Origin of the sequence: Sphingobacterium sp. DR205 (assembly GCF_011064245.1) — a bacterium.
GTDB classification, from domain to species: Bacteria; Bacteroidota; Bacteroidia; order Sphingobacteriales; family Sphingobacteriaceae; genus Sphingobacterium; species Sphingobacterium athyrii.
On the sequence record NZ_CP049333.1, the window covers coordinates 2482811 to 2496150 of the forward strand.

10 protein-coding genes are annotated in these 13340 nt (G+C 42.1%); 8 read left to right on the plus strand and 2 right to left on the minus strand.

All coding sequences use genetic code 11. The features are described 5' to 3' along the window. The first annotated feature begins 185 nt into the window (after nt 1-185). The 6 genes from kdpA (at nt 186) to G6053_RS10545 (ending at nt 8620) form a co-directional block, all read left to right on the plus strand. Nucleotides 186-1874: a potassium-transporting ATPase subunit KdpA gene (kdpA, locus tag G6053_RS10520; protein ID WP_108632144.1), complete on the plus strand. Its 1689-nt coding sequence runs from the start codon at nt 186-188 to the stop codon at nt 1872-1874. Nucleotides 1875-1896: 22 nt separating this feature from the next. Next, nucleotides 1897-3906 carry a potassium-transporting ATPase subunit KdpB gene (kdpB, locus tag G6053_RS10525; RefSeq protein WP_108632143.1) on the plus strand — a complete coding sequence of 670 codons (2010 nt, stop codon included), beginning with the start codon at nt 1897-1899 and terminating at the stop codon, nt 3904-3906. 20 nt (nt 3907-3926) lie between these two features. Further along, nucleotides 3927-4493, plus strand: coding sequence for a K(+)-transporting ATPase subunit C (locus G6053_RS10530; RefSeq protein ID WP_108632142.1), 567 nt, complete (start codon nt 3927-3929; stop codon nt 4491-4493). A gap of 55 nt (nt 4494-4548) precedes the next feature. Continuing rightward, on the plus strand, nt 4549-5637 hold the full coding sequence (locus tag G6053_RS10535; protein WP_108632141.1) for a porin: 1089 nt from the start codon (nt 4549-4551) through the stop codon (nt 5635-5637). A 65-nt stretch (nt 5638-5702) separates the two neighbouring features. Further along, nucleotides 5703-6824, plus strand: a complete 1122-nt coding sequence (locus G6053_RS10540) for a histidine kinase (RefSeq protein WP_108632140.1) — start codon at nt 5703-5705, stop codon at nt 6822-6824. Nucleotides 6825-6880: 56 nt separating this feature from the next. After that, on the plus strand, nt 6881-8620 hold the full coding sequence (locus G6053_RS10545; protein ID WP_108632139.1) for an ATP-binding protein: 1740 nt from the start codon (nt 6881-6883) through the stop codon (nt 8618-8620). A 174-nt stretch (nt 8621-8794) separates the two neighbouring features. Here the strand turns inward: G6053_RS10545 and G6053_RS10550 are convergent, their stop codons facing one another. Together G6053_RS10550 and G6053_RS10555 are read right to left on the minus strand one after the other, a co-directional pair. Continuing rightward, the gene (locus tag G6053_RS10550) at nt 8795-9796 is read right to left on the minus strand and encodes an aldo/keto reductase (protein ID WP_108632138.1); all 1002 of its coding nucleotides are present in this window, start codon (nt 9794-9796) and stop codon (nt 8795-8797) included. Nucleotides 9797-9878: 82 nt separating this feature from the next. Further along, on the minus strand, nt 9879-10787 hold the full coding sequence (locus G6053_RS10555; protein ID WP_108632137.1) for a helix-turn-helix domain-containing protein: 909 nt from the start codon (nt 10785-10787) through the stop codon (nt 9879-9881). 358 nt (nt 10788-11145) lie between these two features. On the opposite strand from G6053_RS10555, the gene arsC reads away from it, so the two are divergent. Together arsC and G6053_RS10565 are read left to right on the plus strand one after the other, a co-directional pair. Beyond that, a complete protein-coding gene (gene arsC, locus G6053_RS10560) occupies nt 11146-11502 on the plus strand; it encodes an arsenate reductase (glutaredoxin) (RefSeq protein ID WP_108632136.1) in 357 nt (118 codons plus the stop codon). 534 nt (nt 11503-12036) lie between these two features. Further along, nucleotides 12037-13248: a DUF1266 domain-containing protein gene (locus tag G6053_RS10565; RefSeq protein WP_108632134.1), complete on the plus strand. Its 1212-nt coding sequence runs from the start codon at nt 12037-12039 to the stop codon at nt 13246-13248. Nucleotides 13249-13340 lie beyond the last annotated feature (92 nt).

Below are 13340 nucleotides of genomic sequence, written 5' to 3' on the forward strand. Positions count from 1 at the left end.
TGGCGCTATTGGTTTTTGGATACATTTGTTACGTACTCCTCAGACCCGAAAAATTTTAACAGTACTAAAAAATACCGTAGACGAATTCAGTTTTATCCAAAAGTTCGACAGATTTCTGATGGAAAGAAGGAGATTTCGAATAAGGTAGACAATAAAATCTTTCAAACAACAATTACACAACTGAAATGAATACAGAAATTTTTGGAATCGTTGCAATGTTTATCATCACATTGCTGCTGGGACTTCCACTTGGCAGGTATATCGCCAAAGTATATGCGGGCGAGAAAACAGGGCTTGATCCTGTTTTTCAACCCTTGGAACGTTTATTTTATAAAATTAGCGGTATAAATCCGACCGTACAGATGACTTGGAAGCAGCATTTGGTTGCTCTTTTAACCATAAATTTTGTTTGGTTCCTATTGAGCATGGCCGTATTGATGAATATGAGCCATTTACCTTTGAATCCCGATGGCAACCCGAGTATGTCGGCTGATCTTGCTTTCAATACATCAATATCTTTTCTGGTGAACTGTAACCTACAGCACTATTCTGGTGAAACCGGGGTGAGTTACTTTGGGCAGATCTGGCTGATGTTTCTTCAATTTGTTACGGCAGGTATTGGAATGGCGGCAGCTGCGGTCATTTTTAAAGCATTTAGAGATAAGACCACAACGCAGCTTGGCAACTTTTATGAGTTTTTTCTTAAGTCATGCACGCGGATACTACTTCCAATTTGTCTGCTCATTGCAGCAATTTTTGTCTTTCAGGGAATGCCGATGACGATGGAGGGGAAGGATACCATGACCAATATGCAAGGGGATACTGTGCAGGTGAGCAGAGGACCGGTTGCCGCATTTGTTCCCATTAAACATCTTGGGACAAACGGTGGTGGATTTTTTGGTGCAAATAGCACACATCCATTGGAAAACCCTAACTACCTGACAAACATGGTGGAGATGGTCGCTCAGTTTCTAATCCCTATGGCTATGATTTTTGCGTTTGGTTTCTTTATCCGCAAGCGCAAGTTTGCATGGATGATGTTCGCTGTAATGACCATAGGTTTCCTGATCCTGACAATTCCAAATATAAGGATGGAGATCGCCGGAAATCCAGCAGTGGCACATATGGGAATTGACACTTCTCTTGGCGCCATGGAAGGTAAGGAAGTTCGCATTGGAGCTGCTGCATCTGGTTTCTGGAGTATTGTAACGACCATGATTTCAACAGGGTCGGTGAATTCCATGCACGATAGCTATATGCCATTGTCAGGTATGAACGAACTTATTGCAATGATGGTCAATGCATTTTATGGTGGGGTTGGAGCGGGAATCCTCAACTTCTTTATTTTTATCATATTGGCCGTATTTATCAGCGGATTGATGGTCGGCCGTACCCCCGAATTTATGGGCAAAAAGGTGGAAGCCCGTGAGATGAAGATAGCCATGATCGTGGCGCTGGCCCATCCCTTTCTTATCCTTGTCGGTACAGCATTGGCGACCGCTTTTCCGGCGCAGGGAGCATCTACATTAAACAATCCGGGATTCCACGGTTTTAGCGAGATATTGTATGAGTATACCTCTTCGGCTGCAAATAATGGAAGTGGCTTCGAAGGGCTGGGAGACAACACCTTATGGTGGAATATTTCTACGGGTATCGTGCTGTTGCTCGGACGTTTTATTCCGATCATCGGTCCAGTGGCGATCGCCGGGCTTTTGGCCGAGAAGAAATTTATCCCGGAAGGTGAAGGTACACTGAAGACCGATACAAGTACATTCGGGATGATGGTATTTGCTGTGATCGTTATCATAGCAGCACTATCCTTCTTCCCGGCATTGGCATTAGGGCCGATCGCTGAATATTTTTCCATGCAATAATTAAAATAAAAAAAATTTAGAAATGAGCAATCAACAAACATTGTTTCAGAAAGAACTTGTACAACAAGCGTTAAAGCAATCTTTTGTGAAACTAAATCCTAAGGTAATGTTCCGCAATCCAGTGATGTTCACGGTGGAAATTGGAACGCTGATTATGGCCGCAGTTTGTGTTTGGATAATGACCGGGGAAACCTCACAGGGTGGGCTCGGTTATAATTTCACTGTATTTGTCATTCTGTTCCTGACCTTGCTTTTTGGGAATTTTGCGGAAGCGATAGCCGAAGCCCGTGGAAAAGCACAGGCGGACAGTCTTCGTAAAACCCGTGAGGAGACGCCTGCTAAACTGCAGGATGGCCGGGTCGTTTCTTCTGCACAATTAAAGAAAAATGATGTCTTTGTGTGTCAGGCAGGGGACATCATACCACTTGATGGAGAAATTATAGAAGGGTTGGCGACGATAGACGAAAGTGCCATCACCGGTGAATCTGCCCCTGTCATCCGTGAGGCCGGTGGGGATAAAAGTTCCGTTACCGGGGGAACGAAAGTCTTATCCGACAAAATTGTCGTGCAGGTGACGACAGAACCGGGTGAAAGCTTTCTGGATAAAATGATCGCTTTGGTTGAAGGTGCCAGTCGCCAGAAAACACCGAATGAAATTGCCTTGACGATACTATTAGCGGGGTTCACACTGGTTTTTATTATCGTTACGGTGACCCTCAAGCCATTTGCTGACTATGCCAATGTAGGTATCACGATTGCTTCTTTTATATCGCTTTTTGTCTGTTTGATACCAACGACTATTGGTGGTCTCCTGTCAGCTATTGGTATCGCCGGAATGGATAGAGCATTGCGTGCGAATGTCATCACAAAAAGCGGTAAGGCCGTGGAAACGGCGGGCGATATTGATGTATTGCTCCTTGACAAAACGGGAACGATTACGATAGGAAACCGGAAGGCGACTAATTTTTATCCAGCAAATACGGTTGAAATGGATAGTTTGGTACGTGCCGCTGTTTTAAGTTCTATGGCCGACGAAACGCCTGAGGGAAAATCCATTGTCGAATTGGCGGCAGTAAAACCAGCGAGTTACGGCGTTCAGGAGCCTGTATTTATCAAGTTCACTGCCGAAACACGCAGCTCAGGAATAGACTTTGCCGGCACACGTATCCGCAAGGGTGCGACAGATGCGATACGTAATATCGTGACCAAAGCGGGGAATTCGTTTCCCATCGAAACAGACGAACGGGTGAAGGCCATCTCGCAAAATGGGGGAACACCATTGGTCGTGGCCGAAAACGAACAGGTACTTGGCGTGATCGAATTGCAGGATGTGATTAAACCTGGCATTCAGGAGCGCTTTGAAAGACTGCGTAAAATGGGAATTAAGACCGTGATGGTAACCGGCGATAATCCGCTGACCGCAAAATATATCGCTGAAAAAGCAGGTGTGGATGATTTCATTGCCGAAGCCAAACCCGAAGATAAAATGAATTATATCAAGAAGGAACAGGGCGATGGTCGATTGGTTGCCATGATGGGGGACGGTACCAATGATGCCCCGGCTCTTGCACAAGCAGATGTTGGTGTAGCAATGAATAGTGGTACCCAAGCCGCCAAAGAAGCGGGCAACATGGTAGACCTGGACAATGACCCCACGAAATTGATTGAGGTAGTGGAAATCGGTAAACAATTGCTGATGACCCGTGGTACGCTGACAACTTTCAGTATTGCCAATGATGTGGCCAAATACTTTGCCATTATACCAGCATTGTTTATTACGGCAATTCCAGCACTGCAAGGCCTAAATATCATGCATTTGAACAGCCCTCAGAGCGCGATTCTTTCCGCAGTGATTTTCAATGCGATCATTATTCCGTTATTGATCCCATTGGCGTTGAAAGGGGTCGCTTATAAGCCTATCGGTGCAAGTGCGCTGTTGCGGAGAAACTTACTCGTATTTGGGGTGGGAGGTGTTCTCGTACCTTTTATCGGAATTAAAGTGATCGATCTGCTGGTTGCACTATTTATCTAACATCTTTTAATAAAAATAAAATGAAAACACATATCTATCCAGCTATCAAGATTACCGTGGCGCTCTTGGTACTTCTCGCTGTCATTTATCCAGCTGTTGTCTGGGCGATCGCACAGCTGGCACCCAATCATGGAAAAGGGGCGGTTATAAGCTATCATAATCAGAATTATTATAAAAATATCGGTCAGTCTTTTACCGACGAAACCTATTTCTGGTCCCGACCATCAGCCGTGGCATACAATGCTGCAGGATCGGGGGGAAGCAACAAGGGCCCTTCCAATCCTGAATACCTGACAGAGGTAAAAGCACGTATTGATACCTTTTTGAAAAAAAATCCGGAGGTATCAAAAGCGCAGGTCCCTGTAGACCTTGTCACAGCAAGCGGTAGTGGACTGGATCCCGATATATCCGTGGCAGCAGCAAAAGTACAGGTGGCGCGTATAGCCAAAGCAAGAGCCATAGATGCAAATAGTGTACAGTCCTTAGTGGATGCACATGTGCAAAAGCCACTTTGGGGTATGTTCGGGCCAGAAAAAATAAATGTACTTGAATTGAATATTGCCTTGGATCAGATGACTGAAAAATAAATGCAAAAAGTCTGGCGATACGAAGATCATAAAAGACGATAAAATAATTAAATAGATGAAGAAAATAATCCTGTTGACCTGCCTTATGTTCGGGTCGACGATATCCATATTTGCCCAGGAAGATACAACAAAAAATAAGACAGTTTCATTCAGTGGGTATGTTGAGGCCTATTATATGCGTGATTTTAATAATCCAATTGCCAACACACGCCCTGCTTTTGTTTACAGCCACAACAGAAATAATGAAGTAAATATTAATATGGCATTGTTAAAAGCAACTTATGGTACTGAAAATACGCGAGCTAATGTCGCCTTGGCAACAGGTACCTACATGAACGCCAATTACGCGGCTGAGCCGGGCGTATTAAAGAACATTTATGAGGCCAATGTCGGTGTACGCATTTCAAAAAAACACAATTTATGGATCGATGCCGGTATTTTTTCCTCCCATTTGGGATTCGAAAGTGCCATCGGAAAAGATAACTGGACATTGACAAGGAGTCTTTTTGCCGATAATTCGCCATATTTTGAAACAGGCGCGAAAATATCATACACGTCCGCATCAGGGAAATTATTTCTTAGCGGGCTTGTGCTAAACGGTTGGCAACGTATACAGCGAGTCGATGGCAATAGTTTGCCTGCCTTTGGACATCAGCTTGTCTATAAGCCAACCGATAATTTAACCATCAACAGTGGATCTTTTATTGGTAGTGACAAAGCCGATAGTGTCAGACAGATGCGCTATTTTCATAATTTATATGCCATTTATCAGCTCAATAGACAGTTTGGCTTTACAGTCGGTTTTGACATTGGGGCAGAGCAAAAGGAAAAAGGAAGCGGCAGCTATAATGTATGGTATACTCCGGTGCTGATTGCCCGTTATATAGGTTCGGATAAATTTAGTCTTACCGCTAGGGGCGAATATTATCAGGATAAAAAAGGAGTCATTATTTCTACTGAAGCGAAAAATGGTTTCCAGACATTGGGCTATTCACTCAATGCTGATTATTCCATCCTCCCGAATGTACTTTGGCGGATGGAATTACGTAATCTGACAAATAAGGACGCAATTTTCCTCGACCGGAAAAATAATCTGGTAAAAAATAGCACAACTGCCGTGATGGCGCTTGCTGTTAGTTTTTAATTAAAAACAAACCTTGCTGTTGTACGTTGATTCAACAGCAAGGTTAGCGAAATGACACGCAAAAAATGGAAGAAAGAAAAAACGCGGAACATTTTCTGGATCTGATCAAGAAATCCAGACGGGGTAGATTCAAACTCTATATCGGTATGAGTGCCGGTGTGGGGAAAACCTATCGTATGTTGCAGGATGCGCATAACCTACTGCATAGCGGGATTGACGTACGCATTGGTTACATCGAAACACATAATCGAAAGGAGACACACGAGTTGCTGGAGGGAATTCCATTTATTGCAAGGCGCAACCTTTTCTACAAGGGAAAACAATTGGAGGAACTCGATGTAAATGCTGTGCTGAACATTCATCCCGAAGTGGTCATTATTGATGAACTGGCACATACAAATATTGAGGGAAGTAAAAACACGAAACGTTGGCAGGACGTTCTTGAGATTCTCGATGCTGGTATAAATGTAATCAGTGCTGTCAATATTCAACACATTGAGAGCCTAAATGAGGAGGTAAAGGCGATTACGGGAGTGGAAGTGAAAGAGCGTGTACCGGATAGCGTGGTGGATTCGGCTGATGAGGTTGTCAATATAGACCTTACTGCGGAAGAACTTATCACCCGTTTAAAGGAAGGTAAAATCTACGAGTCTTCAAAAATTCAGGCGGCATTACAGAATTTCTTCAAGAGCGAGCATATTCTTCAGTTGCGGGAAATGGCATTAAAGGAAGTGGCCTCGCAGGTGCAGCGTAAAGTAGAAATAGAAGTCCAGCCACAGCGATGGGTACGCAAAGAACGCTTCCTTGCCTGTATCAGTTCCAACGAAATCAAAGCTAAAAATGTAATCCGAAAGACCGCTCGTCTGGCTGGTTATTATAACAGTAGCTGGCTGGTATTGTATGTTCAGGTGCCTGCAGAACGCGCTGATAGGATAGCTCTCAACAAGCAGCGGCATTTAATCAATAATTTTAAATTGGCAACAGAATTGGGCGGAGAAATTGTAAAGATTGAAGCTCGTAGTGTCGCAGATGAAATATTAACCTTATGTGAACAGCGACATATTACGACGGTGTGTATCGGAAAACCCAGACTGTCCCTGTTTAGAATTCTACTGTCAACCGACACATTCCGTAGACTTTTGGCGCAATTGTCAAAGAAGGATATTGACCTCATTATATTGTCTTAAAATAATGATATATAGTGTATATGATATCATGAATATAAGTTAATTGACAAACAACGATGAAAATAAAAACGAAACTTACTTTTGGAGTAGGCTCCCTGTTTCTCATGATTTTCCTGCTTGCTACATTGAGCGGTTGGTATGTGTATAGGTTAAAGAAAGATACCGGAAATATATTGAAAGCCAATTATAATACATTGCTTTACGCAAAGAATATGCTATTGGCGCTGGAGGATGTCCCCAAAAAAAACGATGCGCTTTCTAGTTTTGAAAACAATCTGAATCAGCAACGGAAGAATGTTACTGAACCTGGAGAACAACAGACCACGGACGCTATTGTTAAGCATTTTGGGCAGCTTAAAAGTAATCCGCAGAATATGATGGTCATATCGACGATCAGGAAGGATATCACTCAGCTGATGCAGCAAAATATGGGGGCTATTTCAGATAAAAGCCTTGTAGCGGATCGTACTGCTGAACAGGCTATCCTGATCATTTCATTTGCCGGGGCACTTTGTTTTATTATTGCTTTTATATTGCTTGTCAATCTGCCATCTAATATTGCTGATCCAATTGCTAAACTGACGGGGAGTATTAGACAGATTGCGGGTCAGAACTATAAGGAACGCTTGCATCTACAGAGCACGGGAGAATTTGGGGAATTGGTCAGGTCTTTCAACACAATGGCAGAAAAACTTGAGGAGTATTCGGAAAGTAAGCTGGAAAAGATCTTAAAAGAGAAGAAACGCATTGAGGCCCTGATTGACAACATGCATGATCCCGTTATTGGAATTGATGAACATGGACAGGTTATTTTCGCAAACGAAGAAGCGATCAATATCACAACCTTGAAAAAGGAGCAGCTGGTCGGAAGGTTTGCGCCGCTCGTTGCCAATGAAAATGATCTGATAAGGGATATTTTTAAAGATCTTGCACTTCCGCCGGATAAACGGGAAAAACGCCCCATTAAAATTTATGCAAATGAAAGGGAAAGCTATTTTGAAAAGGATATTATAGATATCAATGTATTACCGACGGGCGAAGCTAATCCAACGTTTATCGGCCAGGTGGTGATCTTAAAAAATATCACTACTTTCAAAGAACTTGACCTGGCAAAGACAAATTTTATTGGTACGGTTTCGCATGAATTTAAAACGCCCATCGCTGCGATTCAAATGGGAATCCAGCTATTGGAAAATGAACAGATCGGGCATCTCAACCCTGAACAGGTCGGACTGCTCAAAGGGATAAAAGATGATTCTGACCGCTTGCTTAAGATCACCGGGGAACTACTGAACATGACTCAAGTGGAGAGTGGCGCTATTCAGATCAGTTTACATACAACTGATGTAAGGCCTATTATTGACTATGCCGTGATGGCAAATCAGTTTGCGGCAGATCAAAAGCGGGTAAAATTTGTTTTGGAAATAGATCCCACCATAAATACGGTTGTAGCGGACAATGAAAAAACAGCTTGGGTATTGACAAATTTTCTATCCAATGCCGTACGTTATTCCTATGAAGATGCCAGTATTCAGATCCGCGTTGAAAAAATTGAATCGGCGATCCGGTTTTCGGTCACCGACCATGGACAAGGTATTGAACCTAAATACTTAGACAAGATCTTCGAACGTTATTTTCGTGTTCCGGGATCCAAAAAGGGGGGAACTGGGCTGGGGTTGAGTATCAGTAAAGAATTTATTGAGGCGCAGGGTGGTGTAATAGGGGTAAAGAGTGAATACGGTGCAGGAAGTTCGTTTTACTTTTTATTGAGAGCACGCGGTTCAAATAATCCATAACGAATAGTATGGGGAATTTTCAATAAAAAGGCTTCATTATACGGATTGACTTCCCAGCTGTAGTTTTATTGTCTGTAAAATGATTTGAAAGATAAATTCGATAAAACAAATACGGAGTATTAGGTAGTGCCCGGAAACTACTTGTAATACTCCGTATCCGTTAAAGATCGGCTATTAGTTATTGACCAGTGCCATGGCGCCGTCACTATAACGCGCCCCTACATTCGGGTATTTCCGGAGTATGTCTTCGATGGTATTTAAATCCGAATCAGACAATTGTACATCGATGGCGCCTGCATTTTCTTCCAGGTACTTTCTTTTTTTTGTCCCCGGAATCGGAATAATGTCATTTCCCTGAGCGAGTACCCAAGCCAGTGCCAATTGTATCGGTGAGCATTGTTTATCTTGGGCCAATAATGCAAACTCAGCGATTAATCGCGCATTATTCACTGCATGTTCGCCCTGATTGCGGGGAAGTGTTCTTCTAAAATCATCTGCTGACAGACTATCTAAATTTAAGGTGTTGGAAAATAAACCTCGGGCCAATGGCGAATAAGGAACCAAGCTAATACCCAGATTACGTACAGTCTGCAGAATTTCTTTTTCCACATCGCGTGTTAGTAGAGAATACTCACTCTGTAGCGCTGCAATAGGATGGACGGCATTGGCTTTGATAATCGAAGCCGGTGATGCTTCGCTTAGTCCCAGGTACCTCACTTTGCCTTCCTTTACTAATTCCGCCATTGCACCCACAGTATCTTCGATAGGTACGTTCGGGTCTACCCGATGAGCATAATACAAGTCTATGGTATCGATGCGAAGGCGTCTTAGGCTATTTTCTACAGCTATCTTTATCCAAGCTGGCGAACCGTCAAAGTAAGTATTTGCAGTACCGCTCGGCCCAGCGGTTCCATCTTTAAAGCGAAAGCCAAATTTGGTCGCAATAAATACTTTATCCCGATTGGGAACGAGAACTTTTGAAATTAATTCTTCGTTGGCGCCATTACCGTACATGTCCGCTGTATCCCAGAAATTTACACCGAGATCCAATGCTTTTTCAAGCGTGGCGATACTCTCTTTTTCGTCAGTGGGTCCATAGGCAAAACTCATTCCCATACAACCCAATCCAATAGCAGATAACTGTTCGTTTGTTGTTCCAAGATTTCTATATTTCATGACTGTTATATTTTGTTCAATACAAAAGTAATGAAGGTATCCCGTGCCTTACTTAAGACAATCAAACAGATAATTATACTATTCAAACAGTTGTTGTCCGCAATTGGTTTGGTGACATTCCAGTATGTTTTCTGAAAAAATTTGTAAAGTAAGAGGGGTATTCAAAGCCTAAACTATAGGCAATATCCGAGATATTCCAATTTGTATGTAAAAGCAACGCCCGGGCTTCCTGGGCAATACGGCCGGCGATATGTGCACTAGTCGTTTTACCTGTTGTTTCCTTAACCGAACGGTTGAGGTGATTGATATGTACTGAAAGAGCGTGGGCATAATCGCCCGGACTTTTCAATTGCAGACCTGTATGAACTGTATTCACTGGAAACTGGCGTTCTAAAAGTTCCAAAAAAAGGCTGGATACCCGGGTAGATGCGTTGGTATATGAACCAAATTCCTGAGCAGGGTTCGATTTCATTGTTTCATGGATCAATAAATGCAGATAGCTGCGCAGGATATCATCTTTATGGGCATAGTCTGAATTCATCTCCGACATCATTTTTTTGAAAATTGTTGAGATTTCATCCAGTTGTTCCGCATTTGGAAAGTAAATAGGGTTGCTCCCTATTTTGAAAAGAGGAGAATCCTTTAAACTCTCTATGCGTTCACTATGCTGGATAAACTCTTCTGTAAAGACGCAATACCATCCAGATTGTGCTGCTGACTCCGGTTCCCAAGCGTAAGGTACGACCGGATTGGCAAACAACATGGCAGGGCGGTCGATCTGTATCCATTTATCAGCGTAATATAATTTGCCGCGGCCTATAATCAGTGATGTTTTATAAAAATCACGACGATTATAGGGGGAGACCAACGTACAGGATTCTCTGCTAAATACATTGAAATGCCCTATACCTGTATTATTGAGCGGTAAATCTAAGTTTGCAAAGCCCGGTTGCCTTTTGTAGAAATCTGTTACGCTTTCAGCTGAGTTCATAGTACTAAATTATAAAATTCGTTTTACAATCCATGGTCATTTACAGTTCAATTTTTTACTCCGTATGGATGATAATTCCTTTGTATCTCAGATAAGTATGGAGATAGACGGCCACACTTACCGTTACCCCCCAATACAGTTTCAATTTTATTGTTTACCATTTATCTTTTTTTGTATTATTGTACAGCTAGAGGATCTTTTGTTAGGTCAACACATCTACTATCACGGGGTAAGTGTTCTAGTTTGATTAAGAGAGGGGTAACGATCCTTATTGCCCCAGCATTTTCTCGAGATCGAAGATACTTTGGAATGTTAACATCTTTTTCTGAAAACAAATGAGGGCCAACAGCAAGCTACCATGATTAAAATATACCATAATAAACAATGTAGCAAGAGCTGCGCAGCGCTGGATTTTTTGCAACAGCATAGCATAGATCTGGAGGTACAAGAGTATCTCGAAGAAGTGCCCAGTAAAGCGGAGCTCATTGAAATATTGTCACAACTCGGACTTAAGCCATTAGCGCTTATTCGAAAGAACGAAGCCTTATTTCTCGAGAAATTTCGACATCTTCAATTGACAGATGAGGAGTGGGTTGAGGTGATGCTGCAAAATCCAATATTGATTGAACGGCCTATCGTTATTAAAGACGGTAAAGCGGTTATCGGACGTCCATTGGATAGCGTCATCGACCTCTTTACATCACGCTCCTTTTAATGGCCTAATAATTGTGCAATTCGTCCTATGAAACATGTGCTAAATATACTTGCAGCGATACTGGATATCTTCAAATTATTTACATAGTTGAAATATCGTTATCCATCTTTTCCAAAAGAGCCGAAATATACTGCCCTTTTTAATGAAATGTATTTTTGAGTCTACAGTGCCGCTGCTTTTGATTAGTCCATTCCGTTTAAATGTAAGTACTTTTTTAAAAACGGAAGGTGTAATTAGATCTTTTAATACAGTTATTCCTGTTTTCCTCTTCATCGACTTAACTTCGATAATGATTCTATTTATTCCATTTATCTTCAATCAAATATAAAGTATTCGACTACAAATATAGTGGAACTTCAAACTAATATGGATTTCAAGATAAAAAGTAAATATTTATTTCCAGATTTACAGCAGTAAATTGAAATCTTAAGCTCATAAAGGTGATAATGAGTAGTTAAACTCACTGTGGGAGTCTTTTGGGGCTGCGATAAAATTTAAATAGGAATCATTAGCTAAAAATAATATTATAAAACTATGTTTAAATTTTTCAAAGAATTATTGAGTGCAGCCAAAGAGGGAGTAAAAGAAGCGCGGGAGGAACTCGCACAGGAAGCGGAATTGGATAAAGCCAAAAAACAGCAAATTAACAGTAAGGATATGTTGAAAGATATTTCTTATGAAGAGCAATTTGGTACGGCATTGGGAGCGGCATTCCGCGTTATCGTCTTTGGCGATTGGTTTACCGTATTTGGCAGTGCTGGGGACGATAGAACTTATCCGGTTCATCTCTATCAGTTCGGGACTTATCCTAAACAGGCAGAGTACCGTGACGAACTGGCGAAACTATTGAACAGAGACTTCGCTATTGCAGATACCGAAAGCTGCCTGCAGCTATTAGCGGCATATTTTAACTTGCTCGGAATTAAGACAGGGGGGACCGTCCTGGAGGGGCGGGAAAATCAAATCGACAGCGAAAACTGGGATATTGGCAAACCTGGTGTGGATGCACTTGTCATTACTGTTAGCAGTCATATCACGACTGCTGCAACTGATGTAGGGTATCTGCCAAAATCAGCCGCTTTGGATATACTGAAAAACCTTTCTTCTTACGCAAGATTGCATTTTAAAGATTGGCACTCATTCTCCGAAAAATTTTTAGAAGGAGAACATTATGTTGGGCTGAACAATAAAATCGGGAAATCTTATTTGAAAAGATATATTGGCTATTTAAGGGAAAAAATAGGCAGCCCTTGGAATAATATAGATTGGAACACTCAGTCAGTCCAAGATCGTGTGCTGTCGGCTATTGCTTGGACATTTCAGGCCAAATCGTATCAGAGTTCCCAGGAATTTGATGCCGATGTTGCGGCGTATCAACGTGATATTTTAGCTGATCAGGCGCAATGGGACGCCAATGAAATTGTGGTGGATGCTCCCGAAATAGAGCTGTGTTATATGTGTTGGATCAAGGATATGGAAGATTTGAATCCAAATGAAACACTATTGGATGATGAAGAAGAGGCTTTTGATGAGGACAACGAAGACAGCGGATACTACCAAGTGGAGATCTGTGCCCGCTTACGCGCATCCAATGAGAAGAATTTTACCGCACTGGATCTATTGTATCAAATGGAGAAACAATTGATAGGCAAGGAATTGGGCGATCACATATTCTTTGAAGGGCTTGACCGTGTCAAGAATCACCCAGGCGATACGCCCTTGTATTATATCAGCTTTGGAAGCTAGTCTTTTTATATCGAGAAACGGAAGCGGGTATCATCCAAAACGGAAGCTTTGATCTCGTTTATTACCCGTTGGCCATGGAATTCAGCGTATTG